This is a genomic window from Lentilactobacillus laojiaonis (assembly GCF_020616595.1).
GTDB classification, from domain to species: Bacteria; Bacillota; Bacilli; order Lactobacillales; family Lactobacillaceae; genus Lentilactobacillus; species Lentilactobacillus laojiaonis.
Genome location: NZ_CP085278.1, coordinates 133,810 through 152,745, shown reverse-complemented (window position 1 = coordinate 152,745; position 18,936 = coordinate 133,810). Strand labels below are relative to the sequence as shown.

The 18,936-nt window shown below is 33.5% G+C and carries 20 protein-coding genes and 1 riboswitch; of the genes, 13 read left to right on the top strand and 7 right to left on the bottom strand.

Features of this window, described 5'->3' with window-relative positions; all coding sequences use genetic code 11:
* Positions 1 to 145: 145 nt before the first annotated feature.
* Positions 146 to 236, top strand: a riboswitch (TPP riboswitch).
* A gap of 107 nt (positions 237 to 343) precedes the next feature.
* From LHL71_RS00725 to LHL71_RS00710, 4 genes are read left to right on the top strand one after another with little or no spacing between them, the layout of a single operon-like run.
* Positions 344 to 907 carry an ECF transporter S component gene (locus LHL71_RS00725; protein WP_227361151.1) on the top strand — a complete coding sequence of 188 codons (564 nt, stop codon included), beginning with the start codon at positions 344 to 346 and terminating at the stop codon, positions 905 to 907.
* A 2-nt stretch (positions 908 to 909) separates the two neighbouring features.
* Positions 910 to 2,337 (top strand): ABC transporter ATP-binding protein, encoded by a 1,428-nt coding sequence (locus LHL71_RS00720; RefSeq protein WP_227361150.1) that lies wholly within the window; start codon positions 910 to 912, stop codon positions 2,335 to 2,337.
* Positions 2,337 to 2,999, top strand: a complete 663-nt coding sequence (locus LHL71_RS00715) for an energy-coupling factor transporter transmembrane component T family protein (RefSeq protein ID WP_227361149.1) — start codon at positions 2,337 to 2,339, stop codon at positions 2,997 to 2,999. Before LHL71_RS00720 ends, LHL71_RS00715 begins: the two co-directional genes overlap by 1 nt.
* A gap of 56 nt (positions 3,000 to 3,055) precedes the next feature.
* Positions 3,056 to 3,238: an LBP_cg2779 family protein gene (locus LHL71_RS00710; RefSeq protein WP_227361148.1), complete on the top strand. Its 183-nt coding sequence runs from the start codon at positions 3,056 to 3,058 to the stop codon at positions 3,236 to 3,238.
* A gap of 17 nt (positions 3,239 to 3,255) precedes the next feature.
* Here LHL71_RS00710 and LHL71_RS00705 read toward each other — a convergent pair whose 3' ends face one another.
* From LHL71_RS00705 to LHL71_RS00690, 4 genes are read right to left on the bottom strand one after another with little or no spacing between them, the layout of a single operon-like run.
* Entirely contained in the window at positions 3,256 to 3,513 is a 258-nt protein-coding gene (locus tag LHL71_RS00705) for a zinc-ribbon domain-containing protein (RefSeq protein WP_227361147.1), read from the bottom strand.
* Between the two features lie 2 nt (positions 3,514 to 3,515).
* Entirely contained in the window at positions 3,516 to 3,872 is a 357-nt protein-coding gene (locus LHL71_RS00700) for a hypothetical protein (protein WP_227361146.1), read from the bottom strand.
* A gap of 17 nt (positions 3,873 to 3,889) precedes the next feature.
* Positions 3,890 to 5,059 carry a hypothetical protein gene (locus LHL71_RS00695; protein ID WP_227361145.1) on the bottom strand — a complete coding sequence of 390 codons (1,170 nt, stop codon included), beginning with the start codon at positions 5,057 to 5,059 and terminating at the stop codon, positions 3,890 to 3,892.
* Between the two features lie 23 nt (positions 5,060 to 5,082).
* Positions 5,083 to 6,075 (bottom strand): asparaginase, encoded by a 993-nt coding sequence (locus tag LHL71_RS00690; RefSeq protein WP_227361144.1) that lies wholly within the window; start codon positions 6,073 to 6,075, stop codon positions 5,083 to 5,085.
* Between the two features lie 81 nt (positions 6,076 to 6,156).
* On the opposite strand from LHL71_RS00690, the gene LHL71_RS00685 reads away from it, so the two are divergent.
* The 6 genes from LHL71_RS00685 (at position 6,157) to LHL71_RS00660 (ending at position 10,759) form a co-directional block, all read left to right on the top strand.
* Positions 6,157 to 6,525, top strand: a complete 369-nt coding sequence (locus tag LHL71_RS00685) for a hypothetical protein (RefSeq protein ID WP_227361143.1) — start codon at positions 6,157 to 6,159, stop codon at positions 6,523 to 6,525.
* Between the two features lie 71 nt (positions 6,526 to 6,596).
* Entirely contained in the window at positions 6,597 to 7,682 is a 1,086-nt protein-coding gene (locus LHL71_RS00680; protein WP_227361142.1) for an ABC transporter ATP-binding protein, read from the top strand.
* Between the two features lie 3 nt (positions 7,683 to 7,685).
* The gene (locus LHL71_RS00675) at positions 7,686 to 8,498 is read left to right on the top strand and encodes an ABC transporter permease (RefSeq protein ID WP_227361141.1); all 813 of its coding nucleotides are present in this window, start codon (positions 7,686 to 7,688) and stop codon (positions 8,496 to 8,498) included.
* The gene (locus tag LHL71_RS00670; RefSeq protein WP_227361140.1) at positions 8,495 to 9,316 is read left to right on the top strand and encodes an ABC transporter permease; all 822 of its coding nucleotides are present in this window, start codon (positions 8,495 to 8,497) and stop codon (positions 9,314 to 9,316) included. Before LHL71_RS00675 ends, LHL71_RS00670 begins: the two co-directional genes overlap by 4 nt.
* The gene (locus LHL71_RS00665; RefSeq protein ID WP_227361139.1) at positions 9,313 to 10,380 is read left to right on the top strand and encodes an ABC transporter substrate-binding protein; all 1,068 of its coding nucleotides are present in this window, start codon (positions 9,313 to 9,315) and stop codon (positions 10,378 to 10,380) included. Before LHL71_RS00670 ends, LHL71_RS00665 begins: the two co-directional genes overlap by 4 nt.
* A gap of 52 nt (positions 10,381 to 10,432) precedes the next feature.
* Entirely contained in the window at positions 10,433 to 10,759 is a 327-nt protein-coding gene (locus LHL71_RS00660; RefSeq protein WP_227361138.1) for a hypothetical protein, read from the top strand.
* A 36-nt stretch (positions 10,760 to 10,795) separates the two neighbouring features.
* Here the strand turns inward: LHL71_RS00660 and LHL71_RS00655 are convergent, their stop codons facing one another.
* Positions 10,796 to 13,522, bottom strand: a complete 2,727-nt coding sequence (locus LHL71_RS00655; RefSeq protein WP_227361137.1) for an HAD-IC family P-type ATPase — start codon at positions 13,520 to 13,522, stop codon at positions 10,796 to 10,798.
* A gap of 20 nt (positions 13,523 to 13,542) precedes the next feature.
* Complete coding sequence (locus tag LHL71_RS00650) at positions 13,543 to 13,752, bottom strand: hypothetical protein (protein ID WP_227361136.1); 210 nt, start codon at positions 13,750 to 13,752, stop codon at positions 13,543 to 13,545.
* Positions 13,753 to 13,939: 187 nt separating this feature from the next.
* Between LHL71_RS00650 and LHL71_RS00645 the strand changes: the two genes are divergently transcribed.
* On the top strand, positions 13,940 to 16,285 hold the full coding sequence (locus LHL71_RS00645) for an ATP-dependent DNA helicase (protein WP_227361135.1): 2,346 nt from the start codon (positions 13,940 to 13,942) through the stop codon (positions 16,283 to 16,285).
* Between the two features lie 45 nt (positions 16,286 to 16,330).
* Entirely contained in the window at positions 16,331 to 17,164 is an 834-nt protein-coding gene (locus LHL71_RS00640) for a fumarylacetoacetate hydrolase family protein (protein ID WP_227361134.1), read from the top strand.
* 30 nt (positions 17,165 to 17,194) lie between these two features.
* Here LHL71_RS00640 and LHL71_RS00635 read toward each other — a convergent pair whose 3' ends face one another.
* Positions 17,195 to 18,241 (bottom strand): lactonase family protein, encoded by a 1,047-nt coding sequence (locus tag LHL71_RS00635; protein WP_227361133.1) that lies wholly within the window; start codon positions 18,239 to 18,241, stop codon positions 17,195 to 17,197.
* Positions 18,242 to 18,337: 96 nt separating this feature from the next.
* Between LHL71_RS00635 and LHL71_RS00630 the strand changes: the two genes are divergently transcribed.
* On the top strand, positions 18,338 to 18,850 hold the full coding sequence (locus LHL71_RS00630) for a GNAT family protein (protein WP_227361132.1): 513 nt from the start codon (positions 18,338 to 18,340) through the stop codon (positions 18,848 to 18,850).
* Positions 18,851 to 18,936 lie beyond the last annotated feature (86 nt).

Here is an 18,936-nt window from a genome sequence, read left to right as displayed (position 1 = left end):
TTTCCGTATAAATATAAATTAGCATTTATAAAATGCATTAACAATCAAATCAACAATTTGTAACCGACTTGTCAATCCTTTAACAAGTTTGTAATGGAGTCAATTTGATAAAATCTTTAACCTACTTTATAATTAACGTAAATCATACAACTAGCTGGGGTGCCTTTGTGCTGAGATATATACCCATCGAACCTGATCTGGTTAACACCAGCGAAGGGAGCATATCCGTTGTATATTAATGGATGATTTTTACATATGCTTATTAATCGATACCCAAAGACTAGTTTAATTAGTTTTTGGGTATTTTTAGTTGAATGAAACAATTTTTTAGGAGGTTGTTTTAATGAACAACAATCGCGATCACTGGAGTCTTAGAAATATTATTCTAATTACTCTAATTGCTATTTTCTGTGGAGTTATTTTTTGGGGAACTGGATTTTTATATACTGGACTAACCTTAATCCTCACCCCGTTTGGCTTAGCTCCTTTAGCCAACGATATTTTAATGGGAGTTTGGTGTATGGCTGGTCCCTTAGCTGGAATGGTCATTAAAGTTCCCGGATCCGCCTTTTTAGGTGAATTTTTAGGTTCCGCCGTCGAAGTATTTTTAGGTGGCCAATGGGGCGCCAGCGCTTTTATTTCTGGATTAGTACAAGGAATTGGGTCTGAACTGGGTTTCACGCTAACTGGCTATAAACATTACAATTGGCTAGGAATTACTGCTTCGGTAATCACCACTACAATAGTTACCTTCGGTTGGGACATGATTCGCAATGGTTACAATCACTACGACTTAGGTCTACTAAGTTTATTATTTATTACGCGCCTGGTTTCGACCTTTATTTTTAGTGGAATAATTACCGTTTTAGTATCTAAATTACTAACTAGAAGTAGCAGAGAAGAATAATTATGGTTAACGTAACAATTCAAGATTTTTCATATGCTCCTACCAAAAAAAGTGGTTTAATTCTAGATCACGTCAATGCGCAGATAAATTCTCAACAATTTACCCTGTTAACGGGGCCCTCTGGTGGAGGCAAATCCACCCTCTTAAAATTTATTGCTGGTCTCTATCCTAAATATGCTCATCTAGCTTTAAGTGGGCAAATTTTATTGAATCAACAAAACATGACCGATTTAAATCGAAACGCAGTTACCAAAATGGTCGGTATGGTTTTTCAAGATCCCGATCAACAATTTGCGATGGATACTGTTCAAAACGAAATTATTTTTATTTTAGAAAATTTACAGACTGATCCTAATCAAATAGATAAAATTTTACAGCAGGTTCTAGATTTTTGTGGTATTGAAGAATTAAAACATCACTCGATCAATACCCTATCGGGTGGTGAAAAACAAAAATTAGCCCTCGCGTGTGTCTTAGCAATGGATGTCGAATTAATCATTTTAGATGAACCCTTTGCTAATGTTGATCCAGCAGCTCGATTGGACTTAATTAATAAACTCAAAGATTTACAACTTCATCACCATAAGACAATTATTGTCTGCGATCATGATTTAAACGGTTATGAAAACATTGTTGATACGGTCCTTTATCTAGATGGTCAATCACACCAACTCAATACTTTAAATCCCACTCAAATCCATAGCTTATTTGCTAGTTTTAAAAATGCGACCAATTCTAAGTTAGCGATCAATTTACCAAATAAACATCAATCGGCTATTCTTGAATTAACTGATTTTAAGTTACAAACCGCCGACAAAATTTTACTAGCCCTTGATAATTTTAAATTTTACGCCCACCAAACAACCTTGATTACAGGAGCTAATGGAATTGGTAAATCTACTTTATTTAAAGCCCTGGTTAAACTAACCAATTTTCAAGGAAGTATTTTATTTAACCAAGTTAATATTAATAAAATTAAACCAATTAAATATGCCCAACAAGTTAGTCTTTTATTTCAAAACTCTGAAGACCAATTTTTAGAAATTACCGTCCAAGAAGAATTAGAACTTTCAAAAAAGATGCGCCAAAACTCAGCATTTTCTGAAGATGCTATTCAAGCAGCTTTAGAGGACCTAAATTTAGCCCACTTACTCAAACGAAATGTTTACAATTTAAGTGGCGGACAAAAAAAGAAACTACAAATTTTATTAATGTTGATTATGAACCCACCAGTTTTATTATTGGATGAACCTTTTTCTGGGTTAGATTTAGAATCTTTAAAAGTAGTAATTAGATTATTACAAACTGCTAAATTGAAATTTAATCAAACCCAAATTATCATTAGTCACCAACTTACCAATTTAGATCAATTAGTTGATCTACACGTCCAATTTAGTCAGCAAACTTTAAACTATTTGGAGGTCCTATAATGAATCCCGGTTTAAAATTAATCTTGATGATCATTTTGGTATTAGAAATATCATTTATAGAAAATTTATCGCTTAACGTCATTATTATAATAATTTGTTTAATTTATCTTCTAAAAAAACGACCTTCTAGCAAACAGTTAGTGGGACTCTTTTTGGGTCCCTTAATTCCGGCAGTTGGTATTTTCTTATCACAAATGTTTTATGGAAATGGCGGGAGTCTTTTAGCAGGAGTTTTCGCAACCAGAATTTATGCCTACGTATTTTTAGGTGCCTGCTTTACCTTTTCTACTAATATGACTGACCTCATGAAGGCATTAGAACAAAGTTTTCATGTGCCGGCTAAATTTGTTTACGGAATTTTATCAGCATTTAATTTACTACCTAAAGTAATTCAACAAATCAAAGTGATTCGAACCGCTTCCTTAATGCGGGGAGTAAAAATAAATTTTTGGTCACCTAAAATTTATTTTAAAGCCATTTTATCAGCCCTCCAATGGTCTCAAAATTTAGCAGAGGCGATGGAATCGCACGGATTTGTCGAAGATCAACCGCGAAGTCAGTATCATCCCATTCGCCTAACCCAACGAGATTGGAGTCAATTTTTTGCCATTTTAGTTGTCTTTCAAGGATTAGTTCTAATTTTGAATAGCAAGTTTTTATAAAATTTTGATTTTATTGCTATAATTAAAATATAAGATCAAATTAACGGAGGAAACTTATGGCAGAACAATTCAGTAACATTGCAGAAGATATCATTAAGTACCAAAAAAAATTTGATATGACCGATACCCAATTAGCTTTCCAATTAAAAATGTCTGTGGAACGCCTCCACGATATTAAATCAATGGAAGTAGCTCCTACTAAAGAAGAAACCGATTATATTGAAAGCAATATTAAATAAATAAAAAAGACACTAACTTAATTAGTGTCTTTTTTATTTAGCCATTTTTTCCAAAATGGAATTGATTTTTTGACTGGTTTTCCAGAAGCAATACGATCTCTTTCCATTCCTTCTTTATACGGATTCATCATTAACTTAAATAATGCTCGATTAGGATCAGGATTAGTCGGTTTAGTAACCGCTAATTGCTTATGACAGTTAGCACATTCTTGGGCATTAGGTGTTAATTTGCTGCCACAATATGGGCAAAATTGATAATCGTTGGTTGCGGTCATAATTAATCCCTCCTAGTGTGATTTTTACGAGCTTCATTTCTTAATCGACGATCTTGAGCGGCTGAAGCATTCACTTGTTGAGCTTGTTGCGCTTTTGCTTTTTTGATCTGAGCCTGTTTAGCTCGTTGTTTTTGTACTTTTTCATATTTTTCAATACTAGCTTTAGCATAATTGTAAACTCCCAACATCGCCAAAGCTAAGACAATGGAATAAGGGAATAATTCCCAAGGGAAGTACATCCCCCGTTTTAAAACAATGGGTCCTAACCAATTATATAATGCAACTAATACACCCATGTAAAAAGTCCAAATTAAAGTATCCTGAATCCATTTGGGAACTTTTCGCCATAAATTTTTCAATCAATGTCACCTGCTAATTATAAATTCTTTTCTAAATACGCCAATCGTAGATATTCAAATGAAATTTCACATATTGATTCTATTCCAACTACTCGAGCGGGAGTCTCATTTAATTCATCGTAATCAAATAATTCAATTACTAATTCCCAAGTCGATTCATCAAGTCTTCCTGGATAACCAACAATCTCTTGATTATCTAGGGTCTTAAATTTAAATAATTCATGTTCATTTATCGCCTGTTGAATAATGTGAAGCAGTAAATTATCTTGACTATCAAAATCACGTTGAGCATTTAACATATCAATTTCAAATAGATCTTCGGTGTTATTTAATTCCACAAATTCTTTAATCACTCTTAAGTAGTCAGAATTATTAGTTACCTTGGATACTACATCATATCGCATCCAAACGTAACCACCAAAAGTTCCATTCATACTAATAACTTTAATGACAAACTCAACTTCATTAGCCGCTAAAACTTGGCCGACATAGAAATATTTACGTTCATCTTTAAAATTAAATATTAAAATATTTTCCGTATCTTGAGCGGCCAAAATTTGTCGTTTAATGTCGGCTTGGTCAGTAAAAACTACTGGATCCACATGGTTTTTAAAAGAGAGGGTTTTAATGACTTTTCCTAACCGTGATAATTCATTGCCCCCAAATTCAATTCCCACTAAGTCATCTAAATCAATTGGCATTAGTGATTGCTTAACAAAATCAAACTTGTTAACTGCTTGTAGCACCATTTGATTTTCATTATTTTCCATTAACATACCTTCAGTATAGGTATATTTCTCGCCTTTTTTAGTAATTATCATAGATAACAAAAAGTTATCTCTTAAATAATCAAATAATTGATTATATAGTGATTCATCCGTTTCATCAAAGCGCTGGTTAGGATGAAAATTATAACCATATAAATTATTTAGGCGCGCAAATGAAATTTTTTTCATCATTTCTTCTACGTCGTAACTATCAAAATCAACTAGTGCAACGTTAGCATTTTTTAAGAAAACTGCTCCATCATCTACACCAAAATCATTATATGTTTGCATGATAAAATCTTCAGTTGTTACAAATTTTACACGTCCGGTATACACAATATCACTATTTTTTTGATAAATATCAATTATAGCTTGATTGCTTTGAGCTTTTTTTAATTTTTCGTAAACACTTTCCATCATGCACACCTCTTTAATAATAATTATTATGAAATTGCATCACTAACGAAATGTTTTAAATCTTCTCCCGACTTGCCGGCGCTAATTCCAATTAATAATTTAATTCGAGCCTTTTGACCATTAAGCCCTTTACACAAGGTAACTCCCATTTTTTGTAATTGAATTCCGCCACCTTCATAATCATAAATTCCTTGGGCGATTCCGTTATAACAACGAGAGACCATTACAATAGGGATATTATTATCTAATAATCGTTGAACTGCCGGTAAAGTTTTGGGGGGCAAATTACCCGCTCCTAAACCTTCAATTACTAATCCCTTAGTAGATTCTTGATTTAAAGCATCAATTTGCATTCCATCCATACCCGCATATGCTTTTAATAGATAAACTCCCTTTTCCACATGATCTACATCACAGACTTCACTATTAATTAATGATTGGAAAAAGATTACTTGTTCTTTCTCTAATAAACCAATTGGTCCAAAGGTTGGAGTTCTGAAAGTCGCTACATTGGTGGTATGCGTTTTCGTTACATATCTAGCAGTATGAATTTCATCATTCATAACCACTAAAACTCCTTTACCGTATGATTGATCATCAGCCGCTACTCGAATGGCACTTTGGAAATTATAAAGACCATCAGAGCCTACTTCATTAGATGAACGCATTGCTCCAGTTAGCACAACTGGAATCGTATTTTGCAAAGTTAAATCTAAGAAGTACGCTGTTTCCTCTAGCGTATCGGTTCCATGAGTAATTACGACTCCATCAATTTTTTCTTCAGCTTCTGCTTTTTGAATTCGTTTTTTAATTTCAAACATTACTTCGGGAGTTACGTGGGGAGAAGGTAAATTAAACATTTCATCAGTTATTAAGTTAATTTTACCCTTTAAGATCACTTGTTGACTAGCAATTGGATTTTCATTATTTGGGACTACTTCGCCATTTTCGTTTTGAGACATTGAAATAGTTCCACCTGTATGTATTGCCAAAATATTTTTCAATTTAAAAACCTCCATAAACCTGTTAATCTTATCTATTGTAACCTAAATTGAACCATGATAATTTATAAAAGTAAATATAATGAAAGAAAGATTAAGATGAAAAATAAAAACCGTTATTTCCAACCTAAAAATTCTAAAGAAGCTATGCGTCAAATTGAAACGCTCTTTAATAAGTACGTTGATGCTCCTTTAACACAAGAACTCGTAGCCTATCATCAAAACTTAATTAATCGTTTAAATGATGATATCTTAAAGGCCGCTGAAGCTGAAGGAATTCCCAGCCGAATTGAATCTATCCATAATATGGTCGATGTAATGCGCAGCTGGTTACAAATTAGAATGTCCAATCAGCCTTTTAATGGTCATATGGAACATTTTAAATATGTTACCAATACCAAAACTAAATTTAAGCGTAACACAATTAAATTAAAAAGTGGGCAAAACCGCCGAGCATCAAGGCACTAAATTCTTTTAAATAAAATCAATTAAACCTATAATAAATATTAATTAAGCTGATATAAGGAGGATTCATATTATTGAATAAGCCAATTGTAGAATTAAAAAATGTATATAAAAAATTTAACGATACGACCATTTTAAATAATATTAATTTAAAACTAGAAGCGGGACAATTCTATACCTTACTAGGACCATCTGGAAGTGGCAAAACCACTATTTTGCGAACCATTGCGGGTTTCAATGATGTAACTTCCGGTGAAGTTTTATTTCAAGGTAAGAAAATTAATTCCATTCCTCCTCACCAACGTAATATGAATACCGTCTTTCAAAATTACGCGCTATTTCCTAATATGAACGTTTACGAAAATGTAGCATTCGGCTTAAGAATCCATAAAGTCCCAGAAGCTGAAATTAAGCAGCGGGTCCAAGAGGTCCTTCATTTAGTACAACTAGATAATTACGGTGATCGTGAAATTTCCGAATTATCTGGTGGTCAACAACAACGGGTCGCAATTGCTCGAGCAGTAATTAATCAGCCAAAAGTTTTGCTCCTGGATGAACCTCTTTCAGCTTTAGATGCCAAATTAAGAAAAGACATGCAATATCAATTGCGTAGTTTACAACAACGTTTAGGAATTACCTTCCTATTTGTTACTCATGACCAAGAAGAAGCTTTGGCAATGAGTGATGTGATCTTCGTAATGAATGACGGCAAAATTTTACAACAAGGTTCCCCAGTCGATATTTATGATGAACCTATTAATCACTTTGTAGCGCATTTTATTGGTGAAAGTAACATCATCCCTGGAAAAATGATTAGCGATTTTCACGTGGAATTTTTAGGCCATACTTTTGAATGTTCGGATGCTGGTATTCCAGCTAATGAATCCGTAGAAGTCGTCATTCGTCCCGAAGATTTAGTCATTGTGCCTGTCGATCAAGGTAAAATTAAAGTCAAAGTAAGTACGCAATTATTCCGTGGAGATTACTATGAAATCATCGCTTTTGATCAGCAAGATAATGAATGGCTAATTCACTCAACTAAACCAACCATTGACGATAGTATTATCGGTTTAACTTTTGAACCCGATGATATGCATATCATGCGATATAACGAAGACGAACACAATTTTAACCAACGTTTGGAAAGTTATGAGGAATAAGCCATGAAAAAGGAATTTAAATTTTTATATTTCGCCCCTTATCTGCTATGGTTACTTTTATTTGTTATTGCTCCGGTAGCATTGATTTTTTATTACTCTTTTTTTAATGTAAATCATCAATTCACTTTGAACAATTACATAACCTTCTTCACTTCCGGAACCTATCTAACGATGACCGCTAATTCAGTTTGGTTTGCCTTTTTGATTACGGCAATGACTTTATTAATCAGTTATCCGATGGCCTATTTTATTACTAAATTAAAATACCGGAATTTATGGATATTGCTGGTTATTTTACCTACTTGGATTAATTTATTGCTCAAAGCCTATGCCTTTATTGGTTTATTTAGTCATAATGGCTTAGTTAACCAAATTTTTAATTTCTTTGGAATCCCTGCCCAACAGCTTTTATTTACCAATACTAGTTTTATCTTAGTAGCTGCTTACATTCAGATTCCTTTTATGGTTTTACCAATTTACAATTCACTTTTAGAAATTAATCCGTCCTTAGTCCAAGCCAGTAAAGATTTAGGAGCTACCTCTTGGCAAACCTTTAAAAAAATTATTATTCCCCTCAGTATTCCCGGAATTAAATCGGGAGTCCAAATTGTTTTTATTCCTTCTTTATCCCTATTTATGCTTTCAAGATTAATCGGTGGCAATAAAATCATTACCTTAGGAACCGCGGTAGAAGAACATTTTCTAACTACCATGAATTGGGGGATGGGCTCAACCATTGGAGTAGTTTTAATTATTTCAATGTTTATCGTCACGATTTTAACCCATACCAGCAAAAAGAGGAGGGTTGCTAAATGAGTAAGTCAAAATTTTCTTGGGGAAACCTTTACCTAATCTTCACTTTTTTATTGATGTATGCGCCCATCGTTTTTTTAATTGTATATTCATTTAGCACCGGTGATTCTATGACCAATTATCATGGTTTTACCTTCAAACACTACCAAGAACTATTGGCCGATAAACGCATGATTGCAATCTTTTTAAATACTATTTTAATTGCGCTTTTGTCCTCTGTATTTGCCACCATAATTGGGGCCGCTGGGGCCATTGGCATTAGTAATCAAAAACGCCAAAAAAATAAAGAAATATTATTGTCGTTCAATAACATTTTAATTGTTTCTCCAGATGTAATTATGGGGGCCAGCTTTTTGATATTTTTCACGGCTTTAAAATTACCTTTGGGTTTTTGGTCCGTTTTATTAAGTCACATTGCTTTTGAAATTCCCATCGTAGTTTTGATGCTCCTTCCCCATTTAAATGAACTTAGCGATTCCTTATTAACGGCTGCTAAAGATTTGGGGTCTTCATCTTATCAAACCTTTAGTAAAATTGTCCTACCATTCATCCAACCTGGATTAATTGCTGGATTTTTCATGGCGATTACTTATTCCTTAGATGATTTTGCCGTTACCTTTTTTGTAACGGGAAATGGCTTCTCAACTCTATCAGTAGAAATCTATTCCAGAGCTCGCCAAGGAATTAGCCTAGAAATTAACGCCTTAGCTGGAATTATGTTTATCTTTTCTTTGATCCTAGTAATTATTTACTATTTCATTGAAAATAATCATTCTCAATCTAATAAAAAGGTTAAAGCTAGATTGCGAGGGAAACTATGAAACGTTTAACAATAATTATCTCAACCATTTTAATTATTTGTTTGGGATTAGCCTACGGTAGCAAAAGCTTACAAAAATCTTCTAGCAATCAAAATGGTAAAGTTCTAAATATATATAATTGGGGTAGCTATATTGATCCTAATTTAATTACTAAATTTGAAAAAGAAACGGGCTACCACGTTAACTTAGAAACTTTTGATAGCAATGAATCTATGTATACCAAGGTTAAACAAGGCGGAACTAATTATGACCTAGTGGTGCCTAGCGAGTATATGGTCGCTAAAATGCGTCAGGATCATTTATTAGTTAAATTAGACAAGCGCCAACTTAATTTAAAAAATTATGGTAAGGCCTACCTTAATAAAAGTTTTGATCCACATAATCAATATTCCGTTCCTTATTTTTGGGGTACCCTAGGAATTGTCTACAACGATCAATTAATTAAAGGAACCACTATTAATAGTTGGCATCAACTTTGGAATCCTAAATATAAAGATCAAATTATGTTGGTTGATTCTGCTCGGGATATCATGGGATTATCTTTAATTTCATTGCATCAATCGGTTAATACCACTAATCGACACCAACTAGATTTAGCCAAGGATAAATTAGATCAATTATCACCTAACGTTAAAGCCATTGTAGCCGATGAAATTAAAATGTACATGGCCGATGGAGAAGCCCCGTTAGCTGTAGACTGGTCGGGTGAAGCTAGTGAAATGATGGATCAAAATCCTCACCTCCACTATGTTTTACCTAAAGAAGGTAGCAATATGTGGTTTGATAATTGGGCGATTCCTAAAACTGCCAAACATTATAAAGCAATTTATACCTTTTTAAACTTCATGAGCCAGCCTAAAAATGCCGTACAAAATACCGAGTATGTAGGTTATTCCACTCCTAATCAAGCAGCTTATCAGCTACTACCAGATAAAATTAAACACGATAAACAATTTTATCCTTCTCAAGCTACGCTGAAAAAATTACAGGTTTATAAGAACCTAAGCGCTACTAAAGTTCAAGAATATAACGATTTATATTTAGAATTTAAAATGCATAGATAAAATTTAGTACAAATTTTTCATTTAGATTTACAATGTAGCAGAGGTGATAATTATGGCAAAAATAATTGATCGACATGCGATTATAGTAGATATGGATGAATCCTTAATTGATTATGGACAAACTGTCTTAGACGCTAAAACTAATATTTCACAGGCGATTTATGATAGTGCGAAAAATGATATTAATAATTTAGATAAGCTATTTAATGATCAGGGATTTGGTCGCCAAGACAAATTCTACGATATTGGCGTTGGTTATTTAAAAGATTTTGAACCTCAAAATGAACAACAACTTAGCCAACAAAGTCAATTATTGGCTGAGGAAGCACTAGAATATTTAGGTAAGCATACTAACGAATTTGAAAATTGGCGTAAATAAAAAGCTTTCAACTAATTAGTTGAAAGCTTTTTTTATTTACATTTTTGACTTATTAGCCACTTTATTACGCATTCTTATACGAATTAATTTAACTATTTCAGTAACTACTAATACTACTAAACCAGCTAAAATTGGGATAATCCAACCGTAAAATAAATTAATATTAGCGGTACTAAAGATTTTTTGCATGAATGGTACATAAATCAAAATAGCTTGTAAGCCAATTAAAATGCCAATAATTACAAAGGCCGCCTTATTTTCAAAGAAGTGTTTGGAAATAATTGGATAAGAATTTCGAATGTTAAATAAGTAAAAAATCTTACCAAAAATAATAATATTAACGGCCATAGTGCTACCTAAAATGGGACTTAAAATACCGTTATCCACATAATAATCAAACGTGAAAATTCCCAGCGCCGCAATTAAAACCGAAACATAGAAAATTTCAAAGATATCAAAGCGATTTAAAATTCCTTTACTAGTATCTCGCGGTCCCCGACTCATAATGGATGATTCCGGTGGCTCAAAAATAAACGCAAACTGAATCGTTAAGGCTGATACCGTATTAATCCATAATAATTGGGTCGGATATAGCGGCAACTCTTGGCCCATAATCATACTAATTAAAACGACTAAACCTTCAGCAAAACTAGTTGGTAATAGGAAACGAATCGTCTTTTGAATATTATCAAATACATGACGACCCTCAGCTACTGCATCTACAATAGTCGTAAAACTATCCTTAACCAGCACCATATTAGCCGCTTCTTTAGCTACTTCGGTTCCTTTAATTCCCATCGCAATTCCAATATTGGCTTGCTTTAAGGCTGCCGCATCATTTACCCCATCACCGGTCATAGCAACTACCTTACTATTTTGTTGCTGAGCCTTGACGATTCTTAATTTATTAGCGGGGGTCGTGCGAGCGAAAACATTGTATTTACCAATATTGGCTACTAATTCATCATCAGACATTTCATCAATTTCTGGACCCGTAATCGCTGCAATATTGTCGGCTAAATTCAAGTTCTTAGCAATGGCAATTCCTGTATCGGGATGATCTCCGGTAATCATGTTAACTTTTACCCCGGCTAAACGTAAGCTGCGAATTGCCGGTATAACTTCTTCTCTTGGCGGATCAATAATACCGACTAATCCCGCTAAATGAATTCCAGAAGTAAAATCATGATCAAAATCAATGACATCCTGATTATCAGCTACTTCTTTATAACCTAAAGCAATTACTCGTAATCCTTGAGCAGTTAATTGGTTAACTTCGGTGTTCCAGGTTTCAACATCAAAATCCGGATTAGATTTTTTAACCATTTCTAACACCGTTCCAGTGGATCCCTTAATAAGTAATTCTCGTTTTTGTGGATACTGAATGATTCGAGCACTAAATCGATAAGCCGAATCAAACGGTAAGGAATCAACTTCATTAACTTCCGGAGATCGATTAAAAATTTTATGATATAAGGTAATAAAAGCTCCATCAGTCGGCTCACCCGTTAAATTCCAAACGTTATTTTGTTTAGTTAACTGGGCATCCGTAGTTTTTCCGGCAATTTCAATTAATTTTTCTAAATCTGGATCTTGTTTGTAGTCATAGATCTGGTCATCTAATAAAATATCACCACTAATTCCATTTTCATTATTAGCAAAACCAATTCCACTAACTTTATATTGATTTTGACTAGTAACAATATCCGTAATGGTCATTTCGTTTTTGGTTAAAGTTCCCGTTTTGTCAGTATCGACGATATCAACGGCCCCTAAGGTTTCCACCGCGGGTAGCGTTTTAACGATGGCTCCTTTTTGAGTCATTTGTTGAACTCCTCGTGCCAGTACTACCGAAGTTGAAGCCGGTAATCCTTCCGGAATTGAGCCCACTACCATTGTAATGATGGCAATCGTTAAAACTGGTAAACTATAGATTTTGGTAAACAAACCAATTATAAATAAGATAATCGCAATGACTACGATTAATACTGATAAACGAATTCCTAATTTATTTAAATTATTAGTTAGCGGGGTTACTTTGTCTTTTACGTCCGTTACATTTTCTTGAATAGAACCAATCTCAGTATCTTTACCAGTAGCAATTACAATTCCTAATCCAGACCCTTGGGTGACTGATGTAGAAGCAAAAGCGATATTAGATTGTTCCGCTAATGGAACCACGGCATCCATAATTTGATTTTCCGTTTTTTCCACGGAATCACTTTCACCAGTTAGGGTTGATTCTTGAATTCGTAAATTATCTGCTGAAATTAATCTCAAATCGGCTGGGACAGCATCCCCCGCCTCTAAATTAACTAAATCCCCTAGAACTAAATATTTCGACGGAATTTCGATCTTATGACCATTACGAATCACATAGTTTTGACTAACTAATAAAGCTTGAATTTGTGATAAAGCATTATCAGCCTGGACTTCTTGAAAAAATCCAATTAAAACATTTGCAATAATAACTACCCCAATAACCGCTGAATCGGAATAATGATGGAGGAACAGTGTAATAATAGCGGCCGCAATTAAAATATAGGTGATACTATTATTAAACTGAGCCAAGAATTGAACTAATTTACTTTTCTTTTTGGTCTTTAGTTCATTAAATCCATTGGCTTGTAAACGACGATTAGCCTCTTTTTCTGTTAACCCCTTTTCAACATCGGTGTCAAATTGTTGGGCTAAATCATCCCTTGATTTATTCCAAAGTTGCTGATCCGGTGGTATATTATTTTCGTTACTTGTCAAATTCATCATCCTCACTTATTCAATAATTAATCAAAAAAACCCCATGCTTTTTTAATAACTTGTTGAGATAAAATTTTACCAATTAATTCAATCAATTGATTGGGCATATAGCTCTTAGTATCTAATAAAACATTATCACCATTGATTGATGTAATTTGGTAATCATTAGTTTTAATATCAACATTGTAACTAGCAAATATATCTACAATTTTTTGTAATTTTTCTTCATTCATCATTTTATTAACTCACTTTACCTTGATTTCTAATTACCTTTCTTAATTATTCTCATTATTTTACCTGAAACTACTTTTAATAACTAGTGATAATTAAGCAAGTTAAGTTTGTACAATCTCATTTTGCAATTAAATAATATTTTTTTCAATTATTACGTCTATTTTATACTCAGCCAAAGGAGGTCTGCGCTTGTTAACCCATCAAATCGGGATTCGTCAATTAGTAGAATTCTTATTAAAAACCGGTGATTTAAATGCTACCCAAGGTAGTGATAATACCTTAGCTATGGGAAGCAAGATTCATCGTAAACTACAAAGAAACCGCAATTCTAACTATCAAGCCGAAGTTAATTTAAAAACTACTCTCAACTATTTAAATGAAGAATTTATCATCAATGGTCGAGCTGATGGAATCTATGAAGAAAATGGCTCCATAATTATTGAAGAAATTAAAACTTCCGACTTATTATTTGAAAATTTACCAACTAGTACCCTTGATTTATATTGGGGCCAAGTTAAAATTTATGCTTACATTTACATGCTCGATCAACAGCTCAAGCAAATTAATCTACAATTAACTTACGTCCAAACTCCCGATGAAATTATTACTAATACTATGCAGACGATTACCTTTCAAGAAGCACAGACCTTTTTTGAAGAGTTAATGCGTGAATATCGTAAGTGGATTAAACTCAGAAAGCAGCTAAACGAGCAAAGAATTCATTCAGCCCAAAGATTAGCATTTCCTTACGACCATTATCGTCCAGGTCAACGCCAATTAGCCGTAAACGTTTATAAATCGATTGCGCTAAAAAAACAATTATTTGTGGAAGCACCTACCGGAACAGGTAAAACTATTTCAACACTATTTCCTACCATGAAGGCAATGGGCGAAAATTTAATTAGCCGCTGCTTTTACTTAATAGCCAAACAAAGTACCCGCCAGATAGCTGCCGATACCCTCGCCATTATGAAAAATTCTGGTTTAAAGGTTAAAAGCATCGTTCTAACCGCTAAAGATAAAATTGAATTTGAATCTGAACGGGACTTAGCTCCAGAAGAAAATCCATATATGCTCGGATACTATGATCGAATTCGGCCGGCTATCATGGATATTATCACTCATGAAGATTCTTTAGATGCCCCAAGCATCCAAAAATACTCTCAAAAGCATTCCGTTGATCCGTTTGAATTTTCTCTAGATGTTAGTCTATTCTGCGATGTTATCATCTGCGATTATAATCACCTTTTTGATCCCCAAACTCATTTGCAACGCTACTTTTCCATTTATGACGAACAAAACTGTTTTTTAATTGACGAAGTTCATAATTTGGTCAATCGAGCTCGCGAAATGTACTCTTCATCCCTAGATAACGATCCCATCAATGACTTAATCAAATCATTAGATGCTCAAGATGAAAAAGATAAAAGCTTGATTAAACGATTCCAATCACTCAAGCGATCGTTTTCTCGTTATGGTAAGATTGACGATCTTGAAAAAATTCAAACCGATAGTTTAGATAATTTCAATAAAACGCTCAATAAACTCACCGAAGCCATTCATAATTGGCTTGGTGAACACTCTAATCAAGTAATTTCTAAAGAATTATTAGACTATTACTTTAAATGCCGACACTTCTTACTAATTCAACAGTTTTATGATGAAACCTTTCGCACCAAAATTACTGTAGATCAAAAAAGCATTACTTTTAAAATTTTTTGCCTCGATCCTGGTAAATTTATTGATGAAAGTCTCCAATTAGGCCGGGCAGCAATCTTATTTTCAGCTACCTTAAGTCCGCTAAAATATTATCAAAAGGTTTTGGGAAATAATCAAGAAAGTCTGGCTCAAATTACCCCCTCACCTTTTAGCTATCAACAAAGCCAAACCATCATTTTGGATTATATTAATACCACTTATAAATCACGGAAAGATAGTATCTTACCCATTTGTGATGCTATTTTAAAAATGACTGATGCCAAGTCCGGGCACTATTTAATTTTCTTTCCTTCACTTAAATATCTTAACCAAGTTCATGACAAATTTAGTCAGTTACATCCTGAAATTCCAACCATTGTACAAACTAGTTCCATGGATCAGCAATCTAGACAAGCCTTTCTCGACCAATTTAGCCAAAATGTTGATCAAATCTTAGTTGGCTTTGCCCTATTAGGAGGAATTTTTTCCGAAGGAATTGATTTAAAAGGCCGCCAATTAATTGGCGTTGGTATTGTAAGTGTCGGCTTACCTAAAATTAATTCCGAAACCGATCAAATTATGCAGTACTATGATCAAGAATTAAAACAAGGATTTTCATACGCCTACCAACTACCGGGCTTTAATAACGTTAGTCAGGCCGCCGGACGGGTAATTCGTACAAATGCCGATCTCGGTGTCATTGTCTTAATGGATCAACGCTTTACTCAACCACGTTACCGTAAATTATTTCCCCACCACTGGCAAAATTTAAAAATTGCTTCCAATGGCCCAACCCTAAAAAACTATTTAACTAATTTTTGGCAAAATGTTAACTAATTTGTTAAGGTAAATAATAACTAATTAATTATGGTGGGGGAAAATATGCGTTTAGGAATGTACGAAAATTATCCAGTGTTAATTGCACTTAAAAACCAACAATATTGGGGGTTAAAAATTCAAGATTATCAATCAATTGATGAAATTTTGCAAAATTGGAATTACTTTCAAGAAACTTTTTTAATTACCCAAACCGATGATAAAATTTTTAATAATCCACAATCTATTAAATTAGATTACGAAAAATTCCAATTGCCCATTAAATATTCTCGACAATTACCAACCATTAATTTACATCCGCTAACTTCTACCCGTTCACTTAGACCCGCTTTACCTAATATTTTCAATAAATTCGTTAGCTCATTAGCCGGTCCCAATAATGAAATCAAATTACCTAGTGATCGCGTAGATTGGACATCTAACCTAGTTATTGTCATAGGAGCAGGTGGGAGAGATATTAAAAAAGAAGATTTTGAAGATACCGTGGCTGGCTACATGATCGGTACCGACTTTTTTGATCAAAAGCTAGCCAATGCCGATAACCAAGAAGCTCAAGTATCTATTTCTAAATCTTATAAAAATTTCACTCCAATCGGTCCGTTCCTATCTACAATTGATAGTGTCGGTGACCTATTTGGTAAAAAGATTATTACCGAAATTAATGGTGAGGTAGTTCAAGAAAATGAAATCAATAAAATGATTTTTGATGTTCCTACCATTATTGAATATGTTTCTAGCATTATTGAGCTATATCCCGGTGATTTATTATTCACGGGTATTCCTAGTGATAGTAGCGACCATGGCCGTTACCTAAATTCCGGAGATGTACTGACTAGTTCTATTAAGGGATTAGGAACTATTCAAACCCGTGTAAAATAAAAAGGTAAAACTCCAATGAGTTTTACCTTTTTATTTTTTAGGATATACACTAACCCCTTCTGGTACAATGAAATCTTTTTGAATTAATTTTAATTTACCATCTTGAACATTACGTTTATATAGCGTAGCGTTGTCTGAGTTTTGATTTACACAGATAATATAGCTTTCATCATGACTAAAATTAAAATCACGTGGAAAATCTCCTTCAGTTGAAATCTGTTGGATTAATTTAATTTGATTTTGATCATCTACTGCAAAAACGGCAATAGAATTATAGCCACGATTTGAAACATAAACATAGCGTCCATCACTGCTCATTCGAATAGCTGCCGCTCCATTATGATCCGTAAAATCTTCTGGAATCGTAGAAATAATTTGTTTAATCGATAATGTATCCTGATAATCTAAAACCGCTAATTGACTACTTAACTCGCCCACTAAATAAGCAGTTGAACGTTGTTTATCAAATACAATATGTCTAGGACCATAACCACTTGGCATTTGAAGTTCACTATCTAAGGTTAAGTTTCCGTTTGAAGATACGGAGTATAGATAAACTTTATCTAATCCTAAATCTACGGTAACAATACGATTATCAGGAGTTAAATCCATATAGTGAGGATGGGGACCATTTTGTTGTTCGGGACGTGGTCCTAATTCTCCCGTATCGGTAATTTGATCTACTAGCTTAACATTACCGTCGGAATTTATTTTATATGTAGTAACTGTTCCAGCATGATAATTAGCAGCTAATAATAATTGACGAGCTTCATCAATTGCTAAATAGGCTGGTGAAGTCGGTGCATCTAATAATTTTTGTTGATGGTCTAAAGGAAAGTGGGAATGGTTTAAATTAAATACTAAAATTCCACCTTTAGTCTGATCAGTCTGTGAATCAGTTTCTTTATCAATAGCGTACAAGTATTTAGCATTAGATTCTGCCAAATAGGTCGGATTTCCAGCAGGTGCCACAAACTGTAAGTTTTGTAGTTGGCCATTTTCGGTATCTAAATCTAGTTGATAAATTCCTTCACTAGTTGATTTAGTATAGGTACCAATTAAATATTGTTCAATCATGTTTCTTCCCCTCCTATTTTTGGTAACACTTACATTATGCCATAATAGTAGAAAGTATATTACAATAATTATTAATAATTTTAAAGGAGACTTACCATGCCCGGATTTGAAAAATACCATCCCGTTTTAACCAATCACACTAGACTAGATTGGTTAACCACTTCATCAATTAAAGACGTTCATGAATTACTAGCTAGCGATAATATTAAAACTACGCAATATGAAAATCTTCACCCTGAAAATATCCTAGCTACCGTTAACCTAGTTAGTGGAATCATGCGTGAAATTATGAATGATAACCAATTAACTTGGGGAATTAGTGACCACCATAAAAATTTAGTTGGAATTATTAGCATCTTAGATGTTAATAATCCTGAATCAATCGGTACTATTAGTTTTACAATTAACCATCCCGAATTTATTGAAGAAGTACTGGATCGGGTTATTGACTTTAGTAAAAATCATTTTAGTTTAACCAAATTAAATCTATCTATTAAGGCTAATTCTGATCTTGCCCATTTATTAGAATCGATTGGTTTTAACCAAATTCAAAATAACTTATGGCAAATTTCGGTTAGTGATTTTACCTATCCAGAGATTAATTTTTAGTAAATATTTTAATTTTTTGATAATTTTTTTCAGTCCAATTGCTTGTAAATCGATAACTATATCGCTATATTATTCTTATATGTTAT